Origin of the sequence: Pseudomonas sp. PvP028 (assembly GCF_017832255.1) — a bacterium.
Taxonomy (GTDB): Bacteria; Pseudomonadota; Gammaproteobacteria; order Pseudomonadales; family Pseudomonadaceae; genus Aquipseudomonas; species Aquipseudomonas syringae.
Window position 1 is genome coordinate 4,354,981 of the sequence record NZ_JAFIBL010000001.1, and the last position, 23,981, is coordinate 4,378,961.

The following is a 23,981-nucleotide window of genomic DNA, read 5'->3' on the forward strand; positions in this document are numbered from 1 at the left end:
GTCGCGGAAAAATTTCGTCCTCCTGTCGCGACCTCCCATTCAAACGCCTCGCCTGAGTCGACTCGACTGCTCACGCACTTAGCTGGAGCGCTGGTCCACAAATCGGCTGACGGCCCGCACTACCGTGTTTGCGCCGTGCTGGATTTCCTGAATCACACGGTCTGCGTCGTTGGCCAATACCAGCGCCTCGGACGCCTGTTCGGTACTGCGCACAATCACGCCCACTGCATCTGAGGCCAGGCTTTGGTTGGTCTTCACGACGCTTACAATTTCTTCCGCCGCTTTTGTCGTGCGAGAGGCCAACTGGCGCACCTCATCGGCCACCACTGCGAAGCCCCTGCCCTGTTCGCCGGCCCTGGCGGCCTCAATCGCTGCGTTCAACGCGAGCAGGTTGGTTTGTTCGGCGATGCCGCTGATGGTTTTGATGATTGTTCCGATCACCTGACTTTGTGAGTCCAGTGCTTCGATGCCTCGTGTGGCTTCTTCCATTGAAATGGTCAGTTGGCCGAGCATCTGCAGCGTTTCCTTGATGACTTTGCGGCCTTGCTGTGCGCTGCTGTCAGTATCGATAGAAGTTTGATACGCCATTTCAGATGCTTCAGCGACGGCTTTCTCGCGCTCAACCTGTTCAGTGATAACCGTTGCGAACTTGGCAATTTTATAGAGTTTGCCGTTGGCGTCGGTAATAGGGTTGTAAGAAGCTTCGAGCCATACATCACGACCGCCTTTGTCAATTCGGCGGAAACGATCGACGATAAACTCCCCCCGACGCAGTCTTTCCCAGAATCGGGTATATGCGTCAGAGGCAGACTCTTCAGGCACGCAAAACATCTTGTGATGTTTGCCCTTTATCTGATTCAACTCGTACCCCATCGCCCTCAGAAAGTTGTCATTGGCGCCGATGACAATGCCATCGAGGGTGAAATCGATAACGGCGGTGGAGCGTTGCAGTGCATTGACCAGCGCCTCGTTCTCGCGAGAAGCTTCAATCGTTCGCGTCAGAACACTCGAGTACAGGGTGATCTGTTCGACGCCGCCGGTTTCATTTTTATAGGGTACGACCACGGTTCTCAGCCACACCCTGGACCCGGTCTTGCTGACCAGGCGCAACGTACCGCTGAAGTGCTTGCCGTCTCGAATCGCGGTCAATGCGCGCTTCTGGTGAACGTCACCGTTCAGTTCCGGCGGGCTCAGATCAGACAGGTTGCGTCCGACGAGCTCTGCTTGTGCATAGCTCATCTCCGTCTCGAACAACGCGTTGACGGTCTGTATTTTGCCCGTGCCATCCAGCACGACGGCAACTGTCTCCAGATTGAGGATTTGCCCTGCTTGCTCAAGCATGGCGAGGCGGCGCTCCAATGCCTTATTGGTGTTTTTCAAATGCGAATTGAACATTGCGGCTATCCGGGACAGTTTGGGTTTCCAATCTGCATCGGTCATGGAATCGCAATCTTGAGCAGGGCTAGCAAACTTAATACATAAAAGACGCGCCTATTGTCTAATTGTGGATATAGGATCCAAATATTAAACATCGTGTCAATGCTAACTTCCGATTTCCGGCTGGCGCCCATTCAGTCTGTCGATAAGTTCTTCCCTTCTTTTTCGGTCCGCACTCTCCTTGCCCAGCAACTCGGGTAACAGTTCGTTCGCCTGTTGCGGACTCAGGATAAATACGCCGTCATCATCCCCGACTGCAATGTCCCCTGGCCTCACCTCCACGCCGCCTATATGGATCAGTCCATTGAGCTCGCCGCTTTCCCCGAGACTGCGCGTTGTCATTGCGCTGACTCCCCGGCTGAACACGGGAAGACGATGTTCGCGCAAGGCGGCAACGTCGGTGACTGCGCCCGAGACGATGACGCCGGCAAGCCCCTTGATGAGCCCGGCCAGGGTGCGCAGTTCGCCCCAGCAGGCGCAATGCTCGTCGCCGACACATTCGATCACCAGTACATCGCCTGGCAGGCTGTTCAGCAGTGCATCGCGCAAAATGCTGCCGTCGGGCAGTTGCAGTTTGACCGTGACAACGTTGCCGACCAGTCTGGCACCCTCGAACAGCGGTCTGATCCCGCGCAGGTAACCCGCGTCGTTCAGGTGGCCGATGGTTGACGCGGCAATGTCACGGTATTGCTCTATGACGGCGTCGCTGAGTTGTTGCTGGCGGTGTGCAATCTGCTTGTTCATCGACATTTTTTGGGCCTCAGTAACGGACAGGTCGAGCAATACTCGACGGGGTTGCTGGCGTCGTAATAGAAGCAGCAGGTGCGCCGAAAACGGATGCTTTTGCCTTCGGCTTCCAGCACAACCGGCGTACGGCGGAAGTGTTTGAGCGGGTTGTAGGTCAGGCCGAACAGCGTGGGATCGGCCTGGTGCAGCAGCCAGTCGAAATCGGCTCCACAGCGCTGCCGGATCGCTGGGTCTTCAACCTTGTCCATGCGCTTGTCGTACAGCGAATACACGCGTACTGCGGTGTTTTCCCACAGAATGCGTCGGGAAATGCCAGTGACACGGTTGAAAGTTTCCCACAGCGGCTGAAGCAGGTCGCGGAACAAAGTGGTGGCGATCTGATCACGCCATGCTTCGCGAGCACCCGGCTCATAACCCACTGGCGTTGTATCGAGCAAAGGCATTGACGAGGTCCAAAGGCCGTCATCATGCGCGTATTCGATCACGCTGTTGTCCAGCGACAGGGTCAGGCCCTTGTCGTAGACCGACATCGCGTACAGGCAGGCACCGGTGCTCAAGAAAGAAATGCGCTTGGCCAGCAGTGATGCGGTGATTGCCTGTGTCGGAGAACCGATCACCGGCCCCAACATGCCAAGCAATTGCTCGCAGACTGCGTCGTCCAGCAGCGCGCGGGCCGATAGCGAGCGCGGATCGTGCTCACCTGCCGGCCTGAGCCGCAGCGCCTCGGACAGCAACGCCCATTCAGATTCGCTGAACGCCTGCGCCAGACTCATTGCGGCAGTTCCCGGCCAAAGGGGATGCACAGCGGCGTACCAAAGAATGGATCGGCGATGATCCGGCAGTTGAGGCCGAAGACCTGCTTGACCAGCGCCTCGCTGAGGATATCGGCCGGACGCCCTTGGGCAAAGGCGCTGCGTTCGTGGACGGCAACCATGTGATCGGCGTAACGGCAGGCCAGATTCAGGTCATGCAGGACCATCACGATGGTCTTGCCCTCTTGCCGATTCAGGTCGCGCAACAGATCCAGCACTTCGATCTGATGAGCCAGATCGAGAAAGGTCGTCGGTTCGTCCAGCAATACAATGTCGGTATCCTGCGCCAGGGTCATGGCGATCCATGCGCGCTGACGCTGGCCGCCTGACAGGGCATCGACGGGTCTGTCGGCCAGGTCCTGCATGCCGGTTTGCGCCAGAGCCCGTGCGACCATGGCTTCATCCTCGGCGGACCATTGCTGCATCCAGTTCTGATACGGATAACGCCCCAGCGCCACCAGTTGCCGCACGCTTATGCCTTCCGGTGCGCTGGGCATTTGCGGCAGAATCGCCAGTTCACGCGCGACGGTCGCAGTGGACTTCTGGTGAATGTCGGCACCGTTGAGCACGACGGTGCCCTGCTGGGGTTTGAGCAGGCGCGCCAAGGATTTTAGCAAGGTGCTTTTGCCGCAACCGTTACTGCCGATCAGCACGGTCACCTGGCCTGCGGGTAACTGCAGATCAAGACTGTCGATGATCACCTGCCGCTGGTAACTCAGGGTCAGGTCGTGGGTTGCGATTGACGCCATCCGTAATTCCTTAGTGCCGCTGGTTGATCAATAGGTACAGAAAAAAAGGTGTGCCCAGCACCGCGACAAAAATCCCTGCGGGCAGATCCAGCGGCAGGAACAGCGTGCGTCCGGCCAGATCGGCAAGCATCACCAGATTGGCACCGATCAACGCCGCCATCAGCGCCTGACCGACGAACCCCGGCGGCATCAGGCGTTTGGCGATATGAGGCGCAATCAGCCCGACAAAGGCAATCGCCCCACCCCAGGCGACCGCCAGCCCGGCCAGCGCGACGCTCACCAGCAGCAACCCCGCGCGCAGCCATTGCACGCGCACGCCGATGCCCTGGGCCAGCGCGTCATCCAGTTGCTGCATGCGCACCTGACGGGCGAGCAGCGCCAGCAGCGGCAACGTCAACAATAGCCAGCCGGCCAGTGCGCGGGGCTCCGGCCAACTGGCACCATACACGCTCCCGGTCAGCCAGACATAAGCCGACAAGGTGGTGGTCAACGGGCTGAACACCAGAATGAACGTGGTCACCGCAGCCAGCAGAGCTGACACCCCTACCCCGATCAACACCATGCGCAAGGGTGAAGCGCCCTGATTCCAGGCCAGCAGATAAATGACCAGTGCCGCGAGGCCTGCGCCAGAGATCGCCGCCAGGGGTAGAAACTGCGCACCCAGTGCAGCTGAGAAGAATGACAGATACAACACGGCTGCGGCGCTGGCACCGCTGGTGATGCCTAACAGATCCGGTGAGGCCAGCGGGTTGCGAATGATGCTTTGCAGGATCAGTCCGGACACCGCCAGGGCCGCGCCGACCAGGGCGGCCAAGGCCAGCCGGGGCATGCGCAGTTGTTCGACGATGAAGACCAGGCTGGCATCCGCCTGACCGGTAAAAACACTCAGCAGGGTCGCTGGCGTCAGATTGATCTTGCCCAAGGCCAGCGAACTCAGTGCAACCATCAGCGTCAGCGCCAGGCCTGTAAGCAAGCGCGTCAATGCAGTCAGGCTGAACTGCCGGGAAAAACTCCGGTAGCGCACGGTGAAATGCTTATCCATAGCGCGCGCCCCGCCGAACCAGTGCAATGAAGAACGGCGCACCGAACAGCGCAGTCATCACACCCACCGGGACTTCCTGAGGGACAATCACGACTCGCGCCAGCGTGTCGGCCAGCAGCAACAGGGTCGCGCCCAGCACTGCGCAGCCGGGTAGCAGCCAGCGATGGTCGATGGACAGCGTCTTGCGCACCATGTGTGGCACCAGCAGACCGATGAAGCCGATACTGCCCGCCAGCGCCACGGCGCTGCCTGCCAGGGCAATGATCACCACGCTCATCATCAGGCGAATCAGCCCCGTACGCTGGCCCAGCGCCGTCGCGATGGCTTCCCCGGTGTTGAGTACGTTGACCTGCCCCGCCAGCACCAGCGCGCCGACAAGCCCCATGACCACGCAGACGAGCAACGGCGCGGCGGTGCTCAGTTCGCGCTCCGACAACGAGCCGGCCAGCCAGAACAGCACGGTGTCCAGACCGTCCTGATTGACCACCAGCAAGGCCTGACTGAATGCAGTAAACAAGGCAGTGATCGCTGCGCCGGCCAACACGATGCGCAATGGATTGAGGCTGCCCTGCCCCCGGTTGCCGATGACCCAGACAATCGTGCCCGCCACCGCAGCGCCGATGAACGCGCACCACAGCCATTGGCTCATGGACGACAGCGCAAGCAGCGACGAACAGGCGATGATGGCAAACGTCGCGCCGGCATTGATGCCGAACAGGCTAGGCGACGCCAGCGGATTGCGCGTCAGCGCCTGCATCAGCGCCCCGGCAACCGCCAGACTAGAGCCCACTGCGACGGCCATCAGGGTGCGTGTCAGCCGTGTGTCGAGCAGCACGTGCTCGATAGCGCTCAGCGCATCAGCCTGCCAGACGCTTCGCACAATGGCAGCGGGCGATATCCAGGTGGCCCCGGTGGCCAGACTCAATCCCATGCACGCTACCAGTATCAACAGCCCCAGGCCCAGTTTTGCCGCAGCCGTCATGAGGCGCTATCCGCCAAGGCCACGCGGGCGATCTCATCAAGCATGCGATTGGCGCCCAGAATGCCGCCGGACAAACTCCAGGCCACGGCATCAACGCGCCATACCTGGTGGTCCCGTACTGCACGCAACTGTTGCCAGAACGGGTTCTGTACCAGCTTGTCGTAGGTGTGCTGCGCGGCGTTGCTGTCCGCGCGCTGAAAGACGAAGAACAGGTCGGCATCGACCACAGGCAAACTCTCTTTACTGCTGAGTTTAAGGGACACGCCCGTGGCTTCGCGGGCCGCGGACGTCCAGGCAAAGCCCAGTTCACTGAGCACCGAGCCGGCAAAGCTGGCGGGCAGATAGCTACGGATATGGTCTTCGCGAATGTCGAGCACCGACACGGTGATTGGCCAGCGTCCGGCGAACTGCGCCTGCAACTGGCCACGCAGCGCTGCCACACGCTGTTGCCATTGCCCGAGCAGGTCCATGGCCAGCTGTTGACGTTGCAGGGCCGCGCCCATCATTGCCAGGGTGCGCTTGAACTCGAACACCTCTTCGAGCATCAGCACCGTGCCGATCTGCTCCAGCAACGGCGCGATGCGTTGATGGCGAAAGCGTGAGGCGACGATCAGGTCCGGCTTGAGCAGCACGATATCTTCCAGGCTCGGCTGGGTTTCCAGGCCCACATGCGGTACCGCCGCCAGCGCCGGGCGCAGGTAGCGATACATTGGTTTTTCGCTCCATGAATCCACCACGCCGCAAGGCGTTACGCCAAGGGCTACGGCAGTGTCGGACGCCCCCTGAAACAGGGTGATAACGCGTAGCGGCGCTGCCCGGGCAATGCCAGGCAGCGCCAGTAATCCCAGCGAAAGGCGCAACACTGTGCGCCGCGAAGGATGCAGGGTTCGGTCAGGTTGCACGGCGCAACCTGTGGAACGGGTTGACCACTTCACCCTTGCCGAACGGCATGCTGCCCGGACCGCCCGCGCGCTCGATCATAGGCGTCAGCAGAAGTTTCTGCGGCCAGTTGGGGGCTTCGAACAGTTGTTGCCTGATCATGCCACGCGCCTCGTCGTCAAATTCGATGGTTGTGATCAGATTATCCAGAACATCGCGCAATACGGTCCACAGCGCAGTGACCGGTACGTCATACACTTGCGCCAGAGTATCCATGATTGCCCGCACGTTTACCTGAATACCCAGCGTCTGCAGCCAGAACAGCAAGTCCTCGGGGCGGTCATGATAAAGCGTATTGGCATGCCCTTTCTTGATTCGATACTCCGGGTCGTGCATGCCGTTGCGCTCCAGCCAGGGCACGAAAATACGCAACGAGTCGTGGTCACGCAACAGCAGCCCTTGCGCCTGTCCGGCTTTCCAGACCATGACCGCGTTCTGACCATGCACTTCGCCGAGCATTCCCAGGCGGAACATACGCAGGTTGATGTCAAAGAAACTGTGGCTCAACTCGCGAAACAGTGACAGTACCGAAGCCTGATTGCGCGGCAGGTCGCGGTAGTCCATCCACTCGTCGAAGAAATGCCGATTGCTCCCCGGTAGCGGTGTACCGAGCGCCGCCATGGGCAGCAGGCGGCACTCCGGATCATCGAGCAACGCGGCCGGATAGCCGCGCACCATGGCCGAAAGATGCCGAGGTCCTTCGTCGAACAGCGTGGCCTGGGGCGGCATGAATGCCCACCATTTGCGTTCGTCGCACAAGTGCAGTGAACGGCTCAGGGTTTCATCCTTGTCGACCACCTGACGCAGCAGTTTTTCGCTCAGCCCGCCGTTGATCATTTTGACCGCTGGCAGATAGCGCGAAGCGCCGAGCGAATAAATCGCCATGGGCAGCTTCAGGTAGTCAGCGCTGTTGAAGCACGGTGTCATCGAACGCAGCGACGAAGTGGCATGCACCTGCGCCTGATTGAAATCAAGCCGCTGGCAATCGCCCTTGGCGAACGCATCGCCCAGCTGGACCTGCAAAACATGCTCGAACTGCCACGGGTGAACCGGCAGCGCAACATGGCTGCCGGCAATGCCACGCGCCTGCATCTCCTGGTCAAGCGCCGCTTGCAGGTCTTCGGGCAGCAGATAGCGTGCCGGAAAGGATGCATTCAAGTCCTCCACGCCGTCGCCGCATTGCAGCAAGGTCTTGTCGACGGCCACCCAGTTCAGCGCGACCGGCCGGGCGAACTCGGCCTGGTACTGTAAGTATTCCTGTTCGTTCAAGCCTTGTTTGGCCTTGGCCAGCGGGTGATACGGGCGATCACGCAGCGACGCCCACTGCTCCATGGTTCGGAAGAAAGTGGCGCCGTCCTGAGCCATCAGGTTCTGCTCGTCGACCTTGTGGTCCAGCGACAGCGCGGTCTGCCAGACACTGATGCGCAACACCTCGAGAAACAGCGCGATACCCTTTTCGTTGTCCTGACGCTCGCTGTCCTGAAGCAGCGTCGCCTTGCCGGCGAACACCCACTTCATGAAGTCTTCCGGCGACAACTGCGTCCAGCGCTCGTCCTGTCGGCCCAGTACCGGGGTGCCGGGCACTTTTTCCCATTGCTGGGTGATACCGGCGCGCAGAGCGATGCTGATGAAGCGTTGCTCCGAATCATCGCAGCACCACTCCCAGATTTGCAGCGCACTACCCTGCTCTACCAATTGCGGAGCCTGGGGATGGCGCAGCTGCCATTGGCTGCTGTTCTGCAGGCGCAATGGCTCGCGACCAAAGAAGTCCTCAGCCAGCAGGCAATCGACCAAATCCTGCATGACCAGGTCAGCGGCGAGTGAAGTGAAGTTCATGGTTTATTTTCCTTCTGCTGAATGTTGAGCCAGGCGGGCCTGAAGCGCGCGAAAGGCAATGCCGCGCTCATCCCCGAGGACAAAGGTGGTGACCCCGCGAGCCTGCCAACGGGCAGCGTCACCGGGTTGACGAGGGATCGCGCAATAGGCGACGCCCGCCGCGTGGGTGGCTTGCCAAGTCGCAAGCAACGCGTTTTGTACATCTGGTTGATCGATCTGCCAGGGCATGCCCAGTGACTGCGACAGGTCTGCAGCGCCTTCAAGAATCATGTCCAGCCCCGGCACGCTGGCGATCTCGGCGGCACGGCGTACGCCTTCGGCGCTTTCGATCATCGCCACCACCATGATCTGTTGATTGGCGGCCTCCACGTACTGCGCCAGGCTGTGCTTGCCGAACGAGCCGGGACGTCCGGCATTAAGGCTGCGACGACCCAGCGGGTGGTATTTGCAGGCGGCAATCGCATCGGCCAGTTGCTCGGGGCTCTCGATCATCGGCAAGACGATGCCCTGCGCGCCGCCATCGAGCAGGCGCAGCAGGGTTTTCGGGTTGAGATCGGCGACCCGTACCAGTGGTGTGAGGTCGTAGCTCTCTGCCACACGGATCATGTTTTCCACGGTTTCCGGGTTGATCAGCACGTGTTCCATGTCGATGATCACGAAGTCGAACCCGGCCTCGGCGATCAACTCGATGGCGGCCGGGGCCGGGATCGAACTGATCACCCCGTGTGCCGGCTGTCCGTCGGCAATTCTGCTTTTGAGCGCATTGGTCCTCAGCATCATTGCGGCCTGTAGGTGTGCAGTGGGTTCGGTACCGAGCGGAAGCGACGCTCGCCATCCCCCAGCAGTCGACGCTTGGTCAGCTCTTCCACTTCGTACGACGGCGCAAACACGTCAAACAGCCCGAAACGGTCGCGGTGCTGCGGGTGAGCACGCTGATAGTCGAGAATGACGTCGGCGGTCATCTGCCAGAACAGTGCTTCGTCCAGCTGGTATTGCTGACGCAGGAAAATCGCCATTTCAGCCAGGCAGATGAAGAAGAAACAGTCACAGGAGAAATCGCGCACCGCGTTGACGTCATCGGTGATGATGAACGAGTTGCGGTTGAGTTTTGCATGGCTGGCGGGCAGCGGAACCAGCTCTGGGCACAGTTCGGGACGTCCGAGGTGCGCAGGTGAATAACGCACGCCGTCATGGAAGTCCTTGAGGGCGATGCGCTGCGGCCAGCCCTGCTTGACGATCAGCACGATGTTCTGGCCGTGGGACTCCATGCCGATGCCTTCGGCATAGAGCATGTGAATGATCGGCGGTACCGTGACCTGCAGCAGTTGCCGGGTCCATTCCTTGAGCCCGTACTGGCTGACCCAAGCATCTATGAACGGCGTCTGCTGGCCATCACCGTAACGGTTTTCTACATGGCTGAGGCCGTTGAACGGCACCGCCTGCTCGTCGTCCCGGAGGTACTGATGCAGGCTTTCCCGCCATATGGCGCCCAGCGTGCCGTAGGTCTGCGCCGAACGCGATTCCGGCAGATGGCGGTAATCGAAGCTCACCCCCGCCACCTCACCGAGAATCACGAAATCCAGCGCACGAGCGGTGCTGTCGGTTGCGATCAACTGGTGCAGCCAATCGGTGATGATCGGGCCGTTCAACACCGTGTGGCGCGCCAGGATGCGTGTGCTGGAGGTGTTGGTCATGCTCATCGCCAGCTTGACGTATGGGCGCTGTGGCTGACTGGCGTTGGCCAGCGTGCGAATCGACTGCTGAGCCTTGTAGCTATCGGTCGACGTACCCAGGTAAATCAGCTCGCCGCTGGCCAGTTCCGGGTAGAAGGTAGACACCGTGACGTTATCCCACTGCCACGGATGCACCGGCATCAGTTGATAGTCGTCGATGGACTTGCCCTGCGCGGCTAGATCCCGAGTTATTTCCTGCCAGCGTTGTGTGCCCAGCTCCTGACGGATGAACGCCTGAAAATCCATGCTCCGCGAGTGGCCGACCGAGGCGCTCGATTTCGCCACGGCCAGCCAGACCACCGCGAAAGGCGTGGCAAATTCTGGTCCGTAGTGGCGGTTGTCAGCCAGGGAAAAGCCGATCCGCGACTTGTAACATGGGTGATAGCTGTGGGCATCCATGAAGTGCTGCTCCAGCGCGTCGACATCCAGCTGATGCGCTGGTCTGGCGGGCTGATAACCCTGATTACGGGCCTGCAAGTCCTTGAGCTGGGTCTGCTCGATTTCCTGGATGAAGCGTGTCAGGTGCGGGCTGTCCTTGAACGGGCTGAGCAGCTCGGTCAACGCCAGATGCAGATCCGGCACGCTGCGTTCGCCGGCACTGTCCACCCGCTCAAGCGTGGCGTGATCGAGGCGGATCAGCTCAAAGCTGGTGCTCAGCAGACCCTCGCAGTGGTATTCCACACCGCCACTGACGGCCACTGCAAAACGATGCCGATGATCATCCAGCGGCTCACAGCGGTAAGGCAGCGCAGCCTCGTACAGCAGGGTTTGCAGCAGTTGGCCGATCACGCGGCGTTGCACTTGCTGATAGCGCTCGGCGCTGACGTCGGCCAGCCAGGCACCAGTACCCGTCGTAGTCGTTGTCGTTGTTGTCGAAGCGGCGTTACGTTGCAGCGGTAAAGGGGTAGCCATGTTCATACCTCGAACGAAAAATTATCGGGGTTCGACCGCGTCGGGCTGGGCCTCGGCGCGCTCGTCGTTAAGGGGGAAACGCCAGGCACAGGGCAGTGCCAGCAGGATCAGCAGGCCGGTGGCGATGAACACCTCACTGATGGCAGAGGGCGTGGCGGCCGGTCCCGCGGTGTTGAGGCGAAACTCCAGCCACAGCGATGCGATGACGATGGCCAGCGACGCGACCAGACGCCGGGAAATGTTGTTCATCGCAGCGCCCTGAGTGACCATCGGCTCGGGCAAGGCATTGAGCCCCGCCGTGGTCACTGGCATGTAGGAGAGCCCGAGGCCGGCGCCACGAATCATCATCAGCACGAACACCACGCCGATCGCGGCATCGGCCTTGAGCATGCCCAGCGCCAGGGTCGAAACGCCGGTCAACAGCAGTCCGACGGCGACGACGGTGCGCGGGCCATGGCGGTCCAGTGCCTTGCCGCCCCACTGGCCGAACAGGCTCGCGAAGCTGGCGGTACACAGCAGCGCCAGGCCGGTCCAGATCGGGTTGTAGCCCAGCACGCTCTGCACCAGCAGCGGCAACAGCACCAGACACTCGAACATGCCGACCGATTGCACCACGGCGATGATCACGCTCAGGCGATAACCGCGCAGGTTGAACAGGCGCAGATTCAGCAGCGGTGCCTGTCGACTCAACTCGACACGTACGAACGCCACCAGACAAGCCACCGCGACCAGCACCATGGCCTGATTGACCGGATCGAGCAGCGCCTGGGCATGGTGCATGCGGCTGATGGCGATCATCAGCAAGCCGATGCCCGACGCCACCAGCAGGTAGCCGATCAGGTCGAACGGCTTGCGCTCGGCAGGTTCGGAGTCCGGCAGCACGCCGACGCCCAGCAGCAGTGCCAGCAGGCCGATGGGTACATTCATCAGGAACAGCGAGCGCCAGCTGAACCACTCCAGCATCAGGCTGCCACACAGCGGACCAAGCGCCGGTGCGAGCATCACTGCTGCGCTCCAAAGCCCGGTCACTCTGCCCCGTTCGTGCTTTTCATACACCGAGAAGATGATCGCCAGCGACAACGGGATCATCAGCCCGCTGGCAATGCCCTGTACCACCCGTGCGGTGATCACCAGTGCGATGGAGTCGGCCAGCGCGCCCAACAGCGAACCGCCAATGAAAAGCGCCACACCCCACAGGTACAAGCGTTTGCGTCCGATGCGCTGACTGAGGAAGCTGGTGAGCGGCATGGTCATGCCCATGCTGGTCATGAATCCGGCGACAATCCAGGTGGCCAGCAGCGGGCCGATCCTGAACGCCTCCATGAAGGTCGGCAGCGCCGGGTTGAGCGAGCTGTTGCTCAGGCTGACCGTCAGCGTACCGAGCAGCACGTTGAACACCACCCAGCGGCGTGGGACGTTAAAACTCATTGGCGAACCCGTTCACCGTTGCGCACGAAGTGCTGTGACGGTCTTGGATGGCAGAGAAAGTCGGCGTGGGAAATGTTGTAGCCATACGCCCCCGCCAAAGGCAGGACCAGCAGATCACCAATGTTCACGCCTTTGAGTGGCTGGCGACGGCTCAGTACGTCCTTGGGCGTGCACAGCTGCCCGACAATGGTGTAAGCCTGCTCTGACGACTCAGTGCTCTGCGGCGCAGTCGGCAGGTGGATAACCGGATGGTCATGGCTTTGCGCGACCGGCAGGCGAAACTGGTGAGTTCCGCCTCGGCAGACCAGAAAATGCTCGCCGTGGCTGGTTTTGCTGTCCAGCACCTCGATGGCGTAATAGCCGCAATAGGCACTGATGAAGCGTCCCGGCTCGAAGCGCAGGATCGGCGCATCGTGCTGCTCGCCCAGGCGTTTTTCCAGATAGCGGCACAGCCGCTGCCAGTCGAACTGCTGACTGTTGAGGTAATCGACGCCAATACCGCCGCCGACGTTGAAATGGGTGAGCTGGCCTGGGTCGCGGGCCAGAGCCTTCCATTCCTGCCAGCGCTGCAGGTAGAAATCGAGCAACTGCTCATGACGTTCGACCGACATCTGATGCGACATGGCGTGTACATGGAAGCCCTTGAGCATCAGGTGACTGGCGTTGTCCACGCGTCTGACCGCCTCGGCCAGGTCGGCTTCGTCAATGCCGAACGGTGTCGCGGTCCCGGCCATCGCCAGCCTGCTCGACTGCGCAGCGGGCAGTTGCGGGTTGATGCGCAGGAATACCGGCTGCACGCGCCCAGCTTGTTCGGCGAGCTGCTGCAGACGCGCGATTTCGTTGAGGCTCTCCAGGTGGATGGCTTCAACCTTGTTCAGCAAGGCCGAACGCAGATCGGAATCGAGTTTGCCTGGGCCCGAGAACACGTAGGGCTTGCGTGTCGGACAGGCCATCACCCGCTCGATCTCGCCCCCAGAGGAAATTTCAAAGCCACTGACCAGCGGGGCGATGGTTTCCAGCATCAGCGCTTCGCTGTTGGCCTTGATCGCGTAATACAGCTCGACACCTGCCGGCAGCGCCGCCATGACTTCACTGACATGCTGCTGCAGCGCGTCCAGATCGTAGACAAAGGCCGCCAGCGGATCGGTTTCCAGCGCCCGAACCTCTTTGATGGCCGCCAGTACGGTTTCCGGCACCTTATGCATAACGTGCCTCCGTGGCCCACGGCGATGCAAGACGCACATAGTTGGCTTCGCGGTCAGCCTTGGCGGCAAGCCGGACCTTGAGGTTGGTCTTGCAGGCAATCGACTGGCCAGCGATCAGCGCGTCCAGCTCGGGTGCAGGCAGCATCAGTTCGTCACGAATACGCTGCAATTGTCGCTCGACGCGCTGCCACATCAGTGGTGCCAGGTGCGGACGCTCCCAGCTTAAGGCCAATACCGCCTCGGACAGGTTGTTGATCAGCAGGCAATAGGTAATGCGGTTCCAGCCCTGTTCGCGGGTGTAGAGCAAAGACTGGCGAATTCTCGGGTGCAGCCCCACCTGAATCGCCTTGATGCCCAGCTCTTCGGTGAGCTTGACGCCTTCGAAGTCGCGCAACAGCAGTTGTTGCGGGCGTCCGTTATCGTGAATCAGCACTGCATTCTGCAAATGCGGCTCCATCACGATGCCATGATTGAAGAACAGCGCCATGACCGGGCTCAGCAGCAAGGACTGGTACTCATCGAACCAGTCCAGCAGGTGCTGATCCTCGAGTTCCCGACCATTGAAGCGCTCGAGGAAGTCGTGCACCAGTGGGCGTGCACGCAGATCACGGGCAAACAGTGTGCCCGCCATCACGCTGCAATCGGCGCCGGAGCGGCGGCAGAAGTTTTCCCGCAGAATGGCGCCGGTCTGCTCGCGAAACCAGTGACCGTCCGCCTCACTCACGCCTTTGGGAGCCCAGCTCATCGAGCCGGGTTCGGCGACTGTAGACAGCCCGCCGAGGGTTTCCGGGCGTGTTTGCTGCAGGCGCTGGAACAGTTCGTCGATGATCAGTGTGCTTTCCAGCTCATACCACGCGTTTTTCCTCACGCAATTGGTGATGCGCACATTCAGCGAGCCCTTGATGAAGTAGTCGTGCCCCTCGATGTACCAGGTGCGCATCGACGCCGTCGGGCTGGCCAGCAGGCCACTGGCACCCAGGTCCGAGATGTCGCCCAGTTCGAGCAGACGTTGCACGCGACGGTCCTGCATGAACAATTGCGCCTGTACCGGATGCATGCAGATCAGCGCATGCCCGGGCCGGGCCCGCGACTGGTCAGCGAACCCGGACATCACCTCTGCGTCGCTCAAGCCGTTGGAGGTGATTCGCAGCCCTTCCAGCGGCACTTCGAACAGATGCAGCGCAGTCTGCGCCTGAAACTCCGGGGCGTAGGTCTCCTGCGCCAGATGCTCAGGCCACAGGCGCGCCTTGGGCGCCGGATGGTTGGGGTGGCCGAACCACAAACCCTGCTCACTGGCCAGATAGCCGCTGAGTGGCTCCGGGTGTTGACCGGTCATGTTATGGGCAACGATGGCGGCAGTCAGGTGCTGGCTTTGCAGGACCTGATCCAGCAGTTCGTCATTGCTGGCACGGGTCATGTGCTCACAGGCTGTCAACAGTTGTCGGGCGAATTCGGCAAACGCCAGGCAGCGCCAAGTGCTCTGCCCCTGACGTGCGTAGACATCGGAAAGGTAGCGATGGCTGCCCAAATGGTCGCGGCGGTCCACCAGGACAAAGAACTGCTGCTGATTGGGCAGGCTGATGGTGAGCGGAATGCCCTTCCATTGCCCACCATCCACGAAACTGCCCGGCGCTATGCCTTGCATGCCTTCAGGCCAGGTGTAATGCAGGCACTCTTCCGGCAGTGCGAATTCCTTGATCAGGCAATTGAGTAACGCGCGAGTGGTTGCCAACTCGCTCACCATGTTTGATAAGACGGTGCGATCGGTATTAGTCATGTCTGCTCCACAGTCGCCTTTACGCTGACCGTTTAAATGACGTCGCAACAAACGTTGATTTATCGCTTGCGGCACAACAATCGAGCTGTCGAGGTCCGATAAGTTCGCCCAGCCAAACGTTGTGTGCGGGTAGTGTTTCAGTCGTGATGTCAGTGTCACGGATGACTTACTGTTTATCCCTGCTTATCACCTGAGTTTCATTGGCGCAGCTGGGACAGTGCCGCCTTGAGCGCTTGTTCGAAACGCTGGATCACTAATTGGCATTGCTCTTCGGTAATGATCAATGGCGGCAATAAGCGAATGACGTTGCCATTGCGACCACCCCGTTCAAGTAACAACCCCTGTTTGAAACAATGCTGTTGAATGGCAACAGCCAGGTCCGGGTCCATCGGCAGGCTGCCGAGGCGGTCCGCCGGTTTGCGCTCGTCCACTATCTCGATGCCCAGCATCAGACCGCGGCCGCGCACATTGCCAATCGCCGGATAGCGTTGTTGCAACAGACCGAGCTGTTCTTTGAGCCAGTCGCCACGTTTTGCGGCCTGGCCAGCGAGGTTCTGTCGTTGCAGCACTTCAAGGGTCGCCAGGCCGGTCGCCATGGCCATCTGGTTGCCACGAAAGGTGCCGGCATGATTGCCTGGAGACCAGGCGTCGAACTCGCGTTTGAAACCCAGCACTGCCAACGGCAGACCGCCGCCGACCGCCTTGGACATGACGATGACGTCGGGTTCGATCTCCGCGTGTTCGAAGGCAAACATCTTGCCGGTGCGGCCAAAGCCGGCCTGTACTTCATCCAGAATCAGCAGAATGCCGTGTTTGCGGGTGACCTCGCGAATCTGCCGCAGCCATGCCGCAGGTGCCGGATTGACACCGCCCTCGCCCTGCACCGCTTCCAGAATCACCGCCGCCGGCAGCGACACACCGCTTTCCACGTCTTCGATGAACTGGGTGAAGTAGTAACTTAGCGCTTCGGTACCGGCCTCGCCGCCAATGCCCAGCGGGCAGCGGTATTCATGGGGGTACGGCAGGAACTGCACACCGGGCATCAGATTAGCGACGGCGTTTTTTGGCCCTGTGTTGCCGGTCAGCGCCAGGGCACCGTGGGTCATGCCGTGGTAGGCGCCGGAAAAGCTGATGATGTTATGGCGACCGGTGGCGGTCTTGGCCAGCTTGATCGCGGCTTCGACGGCGTCTGCCCCGGATGGACCGCAGAATTGCAGGCAGTAATCACGTCCCTGTCCTGGCAGCAGACTCAGCAGCGTTTCGCTGAAGGCGTCCTTGACCGCAGTGGTCAGATCAAGGGTGTGCATCGGCATGCCCGAGGTCAGAAAGCTGTCGAGACTGGCCATGATGGCTTCGTGATTGTGGCCCAATGCCAATGTTCCGGCGCCGGCCAGGCAGTCCAGATACGTGGTCCCTTCAACATCCGTGACCCACACGCCATGTGCCTTGGCGATCGCCAATGGCAACTTGCGTGGGTAACTCCTTACATTCGATTCAAACTTGCTCTGCCTGTCCAGATAGTTGGCATTGGTTTTCTGCGACGTAGTTGAGTGCAATAAGCCATTATTCAACATCTGTAAGTCCTCACTGGATTTCCGGATGCAAATTATTATCATTTACCTGAAAGTGCAACCCATTGTTGCGAAAAACAAGATGAAATTTAAATAAACTTTTTGCGTGCCTGATAATGAACAAGGCACACAGTTATGCCGACAGGATTAATCGGTATAACTCAATGTGCCACTATTGAAGGTGGCTATTGTTATTTTGGCGTTATGACAAAACAGCCTATCTAAATAACAAACTGTTGTGTCGCCGTTGAGGTTGATTATTTAATGCTGCACACAGTTTATCCCTCGATGAGGACTGCCGGTCGTTCGCTATACACGTGAGCCCTTCCCTGGGCGTCACGTATCGACTCAGAAACCGACGGTGGCCGACAACAGGTAGGTACGCGGTGTCGACAGGGTCAGCCCCGGCTCACTGTCATCCGACGCGCCGGCCGAGCTCCAGTAGTACTTGTTCATCACGTTCTCGACATTGGCCCGCAGCGTGATGTCCTTCTGATCGACCTTGAAGGCATACCGCGCCCCTACGTCGAAACGCTCCGATGAATCGATGCTTTTGCTGTTCGCCTGATCCAGATACTGCGAACCGGTATAGATACCTCGGCCGGTCAGGGTCAGGCCGTTGACGCCAGGGACGTCCCATTCGGCGCCCAGATTGACGTTGTACTTGGGGGTGGCCGGTGCGCGATTGCCGTCGAATGTACCGTTGACGGTATTGGTCAGTTCGCTGTCGATGTACATCACCCCGCCCAGCAGACGGAAGCCCTTCATTGGCTCACCGAACATGGTCAGTTCGACACCGTCGTTACGGCGCTTGCCATTCGGGCCGAATACACGCGAGGTGGTATTGGTATCGTAGGCTGGTTGTTTGATACGGAATACGCTGGCGGTGAAGGCGAATGACCCCAGGTCATACTTGGCGCCGACCTCGACCTGACGACTGACGAACGGCGGGAAGATCTGGTCTTCGTTCACCGAGGTCGACGGAGCGATCTTGCCCTGACTCAGGCCTTCCATGTAATTGGCGTACACCGAAAAATCATCGGTGACCTTGTACAAAATGCCGCCTGACGGTGAGACCTTTTCCTCGTCGTACGCGGTGTCGCCCTTCACGTCATCGGTCCAGTCATCAACCTTGACCCGCTGCCAGCGGGCGCCGAGTGTCAGCAGCAGACGGTCCTCGAAGAAGCCCAACGTGTCGGTCAGCGCCACACCGCTGAAGCGGTTCTCGGTGTAAACCTTGGAGTCGGTACGCGTTGGGTTGGAGGGAGTCGGCGTATCGACAGGGTTGTAGAGATTGCTCGGTGCGGCTGCATAGCGCGCACCACCGTTTTCAAAGTCCATGTAGAAATAGCTGGCAGCCAGATTGACCTCATGGCTGACCGGCCCGGTAGTGAACCAGCTGCGTGCACCGGCAGTGGCTGTGCGCACATTTTCGTCGCGGGTGAAATCGCGCGGCTGAACGCTGAAGTCACCTGCGTCGTTGGTGACCGATACCGCATGGCGCAGGAAATCATGGTTACTTTTGCGCGCGCCGACACCGCCGTACAGCATGACCGAGTCGCTGAGGTCATATTCGGCATTCACTGCACCGAAAGTATCCTTGGTGCGCGCCTTGCTCCAGGACTGCGCATAGTTGTCGCGCACATCGTTGGCGTTAGGCACCTTCGCGTTGGCACCGACCTGCACACGTTCCTGCGGCGCATCAGTGTCGCGTTCGGTGTGCCCGATGTCCGTGGACAGACGCAGGCGATCACCGCGGAAATCCAGACCCAGCACGGCCATGTCGCGATCGACGCTCTGGTGATCCCATTCAGTGTCACCGGACTGCTTCACGCCGTTGAAACGGATCCCGAACTTGTCGTCTTCGCCAAAGCGACGGGCTACGTCGACTGCAGCACCCACCTGCCCCTTGGAGGCATAGCTGGTGGTGAGCTCGGTGATCGGCTTATCCGTCGCGCGCTTGGGGACCACGTTGATCCCGCCGCCGACACTGCCTCGCGGTGAAATGCCGTTGATCAACTGGCTTGGCCCCTTGAGGATATCCACTCGTTCGGCCATTTCCATGTCGATCGTGTAAGTGGGCAGGATGCCATACAGACCGTTGTAGGAGACGTCACTGTTGAACAGGCTCAAGCCGCGAATAGTGAACTGCTCGTAACGCCCACCTGCAGGGTTGGTGGCGCGTACCGACGGGTCACTGGCGATCAGATCGCCAAGGGTTCGGGCCTGCTGGTTTTTCACCGCGTCCTTGGTGTAGGTGGTCATGCTGAATGGCGTTTCCATGAAGTCCCGGGAACCCAGCATGCCCTGCGAGCCTTTGCGCGCCACCTGACCGCCCGCGTATTCCTGACCGTCCGTGACTCCGCTGTCACCAACGATCGACGTGGGCGCGAGTTGCAAACCTGCGCTGGCGCTTTCAGGTGCCGGGATCAGCGTGTAAGCCTGCTCCCCGACTGGCATCAGCTGCAGGCCGGAACCTTGCAGCAGGCGCGCAAACCCTTCCTCGACCGCGAACTCGCCGGACAACCCCGAACTGTTACGGCCATTCACCAGCGCAGGGTCTACCGACAGATTGACCCCGGCCTGCCCGGCAAAACGGGTGAGCGCGGCGCTCAGGCTGCCGGCCGGTACCTCATAGGCGCGTCTACCCGAGGTGTCGGCCCAACTGGTCGAGATGAACAACGGACTGGAACTCAACGTCAGCAACAGGCTGAAATGCAAAAGCGGACGCAAACGGTAGGAAGACACTGCGGACATAGAGGGAAGCTCTCGTATTTTTTGTGCACTTACCTGGAATGACCAGCGAGACAAAAAAAAGGGACAGCGTTACGCACTATTTTTTGTCGAAATGTTTTTTCGAGGCGCCAGGGTCACCCAGTAACGGGTGCGCATCTGCACCTCCACCGGCAGACTGGCCGCCAGCAAAGACAGTACGCGGTCAGTATTGTCGAGCCTGAAGCTGCCCGTCACTCGAAGGTTTTCCAGCGCAGGCTCCCAGCGCAACAGGCCTGGGCGGTAGCGAGCCAGTTCGCGCAGGAAGTCGCCCAGCGGCTGGTTCTGCGCGCTCAGCACATCGTCGCGCCAGCCAGGCAGCAAGGCGTCGAAGGCACTGACAGCACCGATGCCGCTCTGCTTCAGAGTGACCTGCTGCTGCGCATTCAAGGCCAGCACAGGCCCGTGCAGGGGATAAAGCTGCACCGTGCCACTGACGACCGAAACCCGGCAGTCGCTATTATTGAGACGCACACAGACTTCACTCCGACCGACCACGATGCGGCCATAAGGACCGTTGATGGTCAGCGGCACGCTGCCAGGCACCTTGAGGGCTATTTCGCCCCGCACCAGCGTGATTGCCCGGGCGCCCATATCCACGTTCACCGCACTGTCGGTATTCAGTTGCAAGGTGCTGCCATCGGCCAGCGACAGGCGCTTGTGCTCGCCGACTGCGGTTTGCAGGTCGGCACGCCAGACATCCAGCGGCAATTGACGCCCCAGCAGCCAGACGGTGGGGACCAGCGCAACGGCCCCAAGCGCCCTTTTCAGCGTTGCGCGTCTGGCCTTGTCAGGACGATCCAGCGTCGCCATGGCCAGGTTGGCAGGCAGACCGAAAAAACGCTGACGCAGCTGTTGGGCCTTTTGCCAGGCGCGCTCATGGCTGGCGGAGCTGTCACGCCAGTGTTGCAGCATGGCGTGATCTTCATCGCTGGCACCGCCGGACTCGAGAAGCGCCAGCCACTGCGCCGCTTTGCGTACGACCTCGCGTTCTTCGTTCGAAGGTGCCGGGCGAATCACCAGTCCACCAACAGACAATGCTCGTAGGCTTGCGCCATATAGCGTTTGACGGTGCGTTCAGAAACGCTCAGGCGTTCAGCGATTTCCCGATAGGCCAGCCCCTCGAGCTGACTCCAGAGAAACGCCCGGCGCACCACTGCCGACAGGCCATCGAGCAGCTCGTCCAGCGCCTGCAGGGTTTCCAAAAGCAACCAGCGCTGCTCCGGCGACGGCACGCTTTCTTCGGGCAACTGCGCCAGCGCTTCCAGATAAGCCTGTTCAAGGCTGCGGCGAGTGTAGAAATTACTCAGCAGCCGCTTGCCCACGGTCAGCAGGTAGGCACGCGGCTCCTGCATATCGGCGATCTGCTGGGAGCTGGAGAGCACGCGCAGGAACGTATCCTGACTCAGGTCAGCCGCGTCCCAGGCATTGCCCATGCGTCTGCGCAGCCAGCTTTCCAGCCAGCCATGATGATCGCGGTACAGGGAATGCAAGGTCTGCTGTGATAGCGTCGCTGCTTGAGTCATGTCAAAAGCCTTGAGCGATGGGATGCGCCAAATGAGACTGATTCTAATTAGTGTTATATCCCGAGTCCACGCTCTTTTTTTCAAAAAGCCCATCGCCGCTGCGTGAAATCGGGGCTGTCAGCCCGCAACACGTTGATCCGCGCTGCATCCGGGCGATTCACCCGGACGACAAATGAGCGCTGAAAAAGCGTCCTGCGTGTCCTGTTTGTACGTTTTCCGAGACAAAGCCTGCCAAGGATTGATCAGCCGTCCATTCAAGCTAGTGCACTCAGCGCCGCGCGATCAAGATATAGGTCTACGCCAAGCTCCGTCGTGAATGCTGACCGGGCGCGTGAAAGTGCCATGTTTGAGTTAACGCCGGGTGATCATAAGCGTCGGCCCACCGGTTAACGCACGGGCATTCTGTTAAAAGACCGCGCCGATTCAACAATTAAAAGTGCGGTCCTCATAATGCAGCGGTTAGGCGAGCTAGAAGCGTCAAGCTATCAGTCAAACACTATCTATAGCTTTTTTAAATAAATAAAGCTTGGATGTGGTCTTGATGACCTCAACCTCCACCTAAGAGAGAGAGTACTTGGGGCGGGCAATCCAGCGACATGTATTAACAAGGGCGCACTGTCTCGGAGCACGCGCAAAAAATGAGTGATACCTAAATAGATTGCTCGTGCTTTTATCGCATGGCCCCTGCGGTAATCCCTGAGTAGACATGATAATTTTCAAAAAACCCTTCTTGCACCACTTTGGTAAGCCAGGCACAAAAATAGAGCGCCCTAGTTCAAAAAAAATAATTAAAAAAATATTGACTTCGAATAATTCGCTACTCAATATTTAAGTCGCAAGGTGAGTACTCAACTGATACCCGAAAATGTTCGCGGTCTCTAGCGCTCACGCAGCCAAGGCAGGCAAGCTCTTGAACAATAAAGTTTTCAAGTGCCCAAATATGCGAGGGATCTATGTTCAAAAAAGTTGATGATGGCAGCCTTTCCTTAGCCTTTTCTATTGAAGGCTTACAGTTTGAGCCTAATCTCACATCGTTAGCTAAATCACCCACTAGTTTTTGCCATAAGAAGCTTATTTCCAGTCCCGGCCCTCTCATTTCAGACTTTGTAACTCACAAGAAAAATTTTCATTATTCTACTTATGGAATTCACGTCGGACAAGATGACCGACTCACGTTCATGGGAGATCCGATCGTTGAAATTGATGGTTTTTTCGTGGATTGTAGAGAAGGCAGTGCTACGCTTCATCGTATAGTTCGCTTGCGCTTTAAGCCCTCTTTAGAAAGACGATTGGTCATCCCCCGAGGCGTGGCGCATACATTTGATAATCTCGAAAGCATCGTGACACGCGATGAGCCTGTATGGTATGTGGATCACGACAATCCCGCATGGAATCTGGACAATGATCTGGTTTCAGTTCCTCGCTCTTCAGCGCTAGACGAGTTTCCCATCATCAGACCAAACCGGTATACATTGCCTGATGAGGCTCATCTTTTTTTGTCAAAGATATCCCAATCACTTCTTGAAAATCCGAAGTCGTACCTCGCACGTTTTTCCGTGCAAATTGCTGGCGCCAAGAAATTTGTAATGCTTGAGCCCAAGCAATGGGCAAACGATGACCGTTCATTGGCGGCGGTTGTAGAAAAAGCTAAAATCCCAGGTGTTGAAGTCAGGCGCAATCGTTACGCATTGACAGGGGGTAAATCATTTACCCTCGTACCAAACACTAATGCTTGTGTTTCAGATGTTTTGCTGCTCAAGTCAGATTACGCAGAATCCGCTGCTTACCACTGGCATGCACGCACCAGAAAAATATACACCTTCCTAAATAATGAAGGTGCTGAAATCAATCTAAGCTTTATTGACCTGAGAGAGAACTCTGAAACATTTGGACAGATGACAAACCACACAATTATTTCTGATCCCAGGATAAATATAAGAATAGAGCAAGGTATCGCTTACCGTATAACAAGCACCCAAGACATATTGATTCGTTGCGAGCATGAGGTCTTCGTTGACAAGAACGAGCCTAGAACGGACATCCCTATGTTTGGACAGGACCTTGTTCCATTATCAGATACTCTTCCTTACCCGAGAATTTCGCTCCCTACGCTACAGTGCCCGCACAGCGTAGTATACAAGATGGCAAAATTTGAACAGCATAACTTTACCTGATTGGGGTGTGCACACACTTGCTTTTCTCATAACGATGGAGATTCACTATGCAAGAAGTTATCACAACACACAGCATGTCGTGGAAAACCGAACTTGCCGCGTTGGTGGCCTCAGCCAAGGATGAAACGGAATGCGTTGCGCTGGAAGCGTTTCAAAAAGCACTGACTCCTTATTTAGATACACCTGACTCACTTCGAACGTTGCTTGGGAAAATTCAAATGTTGGCGCCCGCTGCTGAAGCGCTTGATTTGAAGAGTAATTTCGCAAGCCTCGATGAATTAAAGAGTGCGATACCTGAACACTTTGAAATCATAGCAGCCTGATGCGTTAACGCAAAAA

General features: G+C 58.8%; 19 protein-coding genes. 2 read left to right on the top strand and 17 right to left on the bottom strand.

Going from position 1 to position 23,981, the window contains the following annotated elements; all coding sequences use genetic code 11:
• Nucleotides 1–78: 78 nt before the first annotated feature.
• From JOE34_RS26065 to JOE34_RS18835, 17 genes are all read right to left on the bottom strand, one after another.
• Nucleotides 79–1,440: a PAS domain-containing methyl-accepting chemotaxis protein gene (locus JOE34_RS26065; protein ID WP_209996439.1), complete on the bottom strand. Its 1,362-nt coding sequence runs from the start codon at nucleotides 1,438–1,440 to the stop codon at nucleotides 79–81.
• 102 nt (nucleotides 1,441–1,542) lie between these two features.
• Nucleotides 1,543–2,187 (bottom strand): RraA family protein, encoded by a 645-nt coding sequence (locus JOE34_RS18760; protein WP_046266292.1) that lies wholly within the window; start codon nucleotides 2,185–2,187, stop codon nucleotides 1,543–1,545.
• Complete coding sequence (locus JOE34_RS18765; RefSeq protein ID WP_122335630.1) at nucleotides 2,178–2,957, bottom strand: IucA/IucC family C-terminal-domain containing protein; 780 nt, start codon at nucleotides 2,955–2,957, stop codon at nucleotides 2,178–2,180. Before JOE34_RS18765 ends, JOE34_RS18760 begins: the two co-directional genes overlap by 10 nt.
• Complete coding sequence (locus JOE34_RS18770; protein ID WP_003318733.1) at nucleotides 2,954–3,745, bottom strand: ABC transporter ATP-binding protein; 792 nt, start codon at nucleotides 3,743–3,745, stop codon at nucleotides 2,954–2,956. Before JOE34_RS18770 ends, JOE34_RS18765 begins: the two co-directional genes overlap by 4 nt.
• A gap of 10 nt (nucleotides 3,746–3,755) precedes the next feature.
• Nucleotides 3,756–4,787 carry an iron ABC transporter permease gene (locus JOE34_RS18775; protein WP_010412470.1) on the bottom strand — a complete coding sequence of 344 codons (1,032 nt, stop codon included), beginning with the start codon at nucleotides 4,785–4,787 and terminating at the stop codon, nucleotides 3,756–3,758.
• Nucleotides 4,780–5,769 carry an iron ABC transporter permease gene (locus JOE34_RS18780; protein ID WP_122335631.1) on the bottom strand — a complete coding sequence of 330 codons (990 nt, stop codon included), beginning with the start codon at nucleotides 5,767–5,769 and terminating at the stop codon, nucleotides 4,780–4,782. The genes JOE34_RS18775 and JOE34_RS18780 overlap by 8 nt, the downstream gene beginning before the upstream one ends.
• The gene (locus JOE34_RS18785; RefSeq protein ID WP_024661770.1) at nucleotides 5,766–6,671 is read right to left on the bottom strand and encodes an iron-siderophore ABC transporter substrate-binding protein; all 906 of its coding nucleotides are present in this window, start codon (nucleotides 6,669–6,671) and stop codon (nucleotides 5,766–5,768) included. The genes JOE34_RS18780 and JOE34_RS18785 overlap by 4 nt, the downstream gene beginning before the upstream one ends.
• A complete protein-coding gene (locus JOE34_RS18790) occupies nucleotides 6,661–8,544 on the bottom strand; it encodes an IucA/IucC family protein (RefSeq protein WP_122335632.1) in 1,884 nt (627 codons plus the stop codon). Before JOE34_RS18790 ends, JOE34_RS18785 begins: the two co-directional genes overlap by 11 nt.
• Before the next feature lie 3 nt (nucleotides 8,545–8,547).
• A complete protein-coding gene (locus JOE34_RS18795; RefSeq protein WP_024661772.1) occupies nucleotides 8,548–9,321 on the bottom strand; it encodes an aldolase/citrate lyase family protein in 774 nt (257 codons plus the stop codon).
• Nucleotides 9,321–11,189, bottom strand: a complete 1,869-nt coding sequence (locus JOE34_RS18800) for an IucA/IucC family protein (protein ID WP_004404501.1) — start codon at nucleotides 11,187–11,189, stop codon at nucleotides 9,321–9,323. Before JOE34_RS18800 ends, JOE34_RS18795 begins: the two co-directional genes overlap by 1 nt.
• Nucleotides 11,190–11,210: 21 nt before the next feature.
• Nucleotides 11,211–12,617 carry a DHA2 family efflux MFS transporter permease subunit gene (locus JOE34_RS18805; protein ID WP_003420556.1) on the bottom strand — a complete coding sequence of 469 codons (1,407 nt, stop codon included), beginning with the start codon at nucleotides 12,615–12,617 and terminating at the stop codon, nucleotides 11,211–11,213.
• Nucleotides 12,614–13,822 carry a type III PLP-dependent enzyme gene (locus tag JOE34_RS18810; protein WP_004404507.1) on the bottom strand — a complete coding sequence of 403 codons (1,209 nt, stop codon included), beginning with the start codon at nucleotides 13,820–13,822 and terminating at the stop codon, nucleotides 12,614–12,616. The genes JOE34_RS18805 and JOE34_RS18810 overlap by 4 nt, the downstream gene beginning before the upstream one ends.
• Nucleotides 13,815–15,599, bottom strand: coding sequence for an IucA/IucC family protein (locus JOE34_RS18815; RefSeq protein ID WP_209996442.1), 1,785 nt, complete (start codon nucleotides 15,597–15,599; stop codon nucleotides 13,815–13,817). Before JOE34_RS18815 ends, JOE34_RS18810 begins: the two co-directional genes overlap by 8 nt.
• A 197-nt stretch (nucleotides 15,600–15,796) precedes the next feature.
• The gene (locus JOE34_RS18820) at nucleotides 15,797–17,173 is read right to left on the bottom strand and encodes a diaminobutyrate--2-oxoglutarate transaminase (protein ID WP_016568145.1); all 1,377 of its coding nucleotides are present in this window, start codon (nucleotides 17,171–17,173) and stop codon (nucleotides 15,797–15,799) included.
• Nucleotides 17,174–17,518: 345 nt separating this feature from the next.
• Nucleotides 17,519–19,927 carry a TonB-dependent receptor gene (locus JOE34_RS18825; protein WP_024665123.1) on the bottom strand — a complete coding sequence of 803 codons (2,409 nt, stop codon included), beginning with the start codon at nucleotides 19,925–19,927 and terminating at the stop codon, nucleotides 17,519–17,521.
• A gap of 69 nt (nucleotides 19,928–19,996) precedes the next feature.
• A complete protein-coding gene (locus tag JOE34_RS18830; RefSeq protein ID WP_096113521.1) occupies nucleotides 19,997–20,962 on the bottom strand; it encodes a FecR family protein in 966 nt (321 codons plus the stop codon).
• A complete protein-coding gene (locus JOE34_RS18835) occupies nucleotides 20,959–21,468 on the bottom strand; it encodes a sigma-70 family RNA polymerase sigma factor (RefSeq protein ID WP_096113522.1) in 510 nt (169 codons plus the stop codon). The genes JOE34_RS18830 and JOE34_RS18835 overlap by 4 nt, the downstream gene beginning before the upstream one ends.
• 953 nt (nucleotides 21,469–22,421) lie before the next feature.
• On the opposite strand from JOE34_RS18835, the gene JOE34_RS18840 reads away from it, so the two are divergent.
• Both JOE34_RS18840 and JOE34_RS18845 read left to right on the top strand, forming a co-directional pair.
• Nucleotides 22,422–23,642 (top strand): dTDP-4-dehydrorhamnose 3,5-epimerase family protein, encoded by a 1,221-nt coding sequence (locus JOE34_RS18840; RefSeq protein WP_122336294.1) that lies wholly within the window; start codon nucleotides 22,422–22,424, stop codon nucleotides 23,640–23,642.
• A gap of 47 nt (nucleotides 23,643–23,689) precedes the next feature.
• Nucleotides 23,690–23,965 (top strand): hypothetical protein, encoded by a 276-nt coding sequence (locus JOE34_RS18845; RefSeq protein WP_010412379.1) that lies wholly within the window; start codon nucleotides 23,690–23,692, stop codon nucleotides 23,963–23,965.
• Nucleotides 23,966–23,981: the final 16 nt, after the last annotated feature.

Excerpts from the sequence above, each read along its gene's own strand:
- JOE34_RS18800 (WP_004404501.1), bottom strand. The coding sequence starts at position 11,189 with ATGGCTACCCCTTTACCGCTGCAACGTAACGCCGCTTCGACAACAACG.
- JOE34_RS26065 (WP_209996439.1), bottom strand. The coding sequence starts at position 1,440 with ATGACCGATGCAGATTGGAAACCCAAACTGTCCCGGATAGCCGCAATG.
- JOE34_RS18845 (WP_010412379.1), top strand. The coding sequence starts at position 23,690 with ATGCAAGAAGTTATCACAACACACAGCATGTCGTGGAAAACCGAACTT.
- JOE34_RS18795 (WP_024661772.1), bottom strand. The coding sequence starts at position 9,321 with ATGCTGAGGACCAATGCGCTCAAAAGCAGAATTGCCGACGGACAGCCG.
- JOE34_RS18780 (WP_122335631.1), bottom strand. The coding sequence starts at position 5,769 with ATGACGGCTGCGGCAAAACTGGGCCTGGGGCTGTTGATACTGGTAGCG.
- JOE34_RS18810 (WP_004404507.1), bottom strand. The coding sequence starts at position 13,822 with ATGCATAAGGTGCCGGAAACCGTACTGGCGGCCATCAAAGAGGTTCGG.
- JOE34_RS18765 (WP_122335630.1), bottom strand. The coding sequence starts at position 2,957 with ATGAGTCTGGCGCAGGCGTTCAGCGAATCTGAATGGGCGTTGCTGTCC.
- JOE34_RS18835 (WP_096113522.1), bottom strand. The coding sequence starts at position 21,468 with ATGACTCAAGCAGCGACGCTATCACAGCAGACCTTGCATTCCCTGTAC.
- JOE34_RS18790 (WP_122335632.1), bottom strand. The coding sequence starts at position 8,544 with ATGAACTTCACTTCACTCGCCGCTGACCTGGTCATGCAGGATTTGGTC.
- JOE34_RS18815 (WP_209996442.1), bottom strand. The coding sequence starts at position 15,599 with ATGACTAATACCGATCGCACCGTCTTATCAAACATGGTGAGCGAGTTG.
- JOE34_RS18805 (WP_003420556.1), bottom strand. The coding sequence starts at position 12,617 with ATGAGTTTTAACGTCCCACGCCGCTGGGTGGTGTTCAACGTGCTGCTC.
- JOE34_RS18840 (WP_122336294.1), top strand. The coding sequence starts at position 22,422 with ATGTTCAAAAAAGTTGATGATGGCAGCCTTTCCTTAGCCTTTTCTATT.
- JOE34_RS18775 (WP_010412470.1), bottom strand. The coding sequence starts at position 4,787 with ATGGATAAGCATTTCACCGTGCGCTACCGGAGTTTTTCCCGGCAGTTC.
- JOE34_RS18820 (WP_016568145.1), bottom strand. The coding sequence starts at position 17,173 with ATGTTGAATAATGGCTTATTGCACTCAACTACGTCGCAGAAAACCAAT.
- JOE34_RS18825 (WP_024665123.1), bottom strand. The coding sequence starts at position 19,927 with ATGTCCGCAGTGTCTTCCTACCGTTTGCGTCCGCTTTTGCATTTCAGC.
- JOE34_RS18760 (WP_046266292.1), bottom strand. The coding sequence starts at position 2,187 with ATGTCGATGAACAAGCAGATTGCACACCGCCAGCAACAACTCAGCGAC.
- JOE34_RS18770 (WP_003318733.1), bottom strand. The coding sequence starts at position 3,745 with ATGGCGTCAATCGCAACCCACGACCTGACCCTGAGTTACCAGCGGCAG.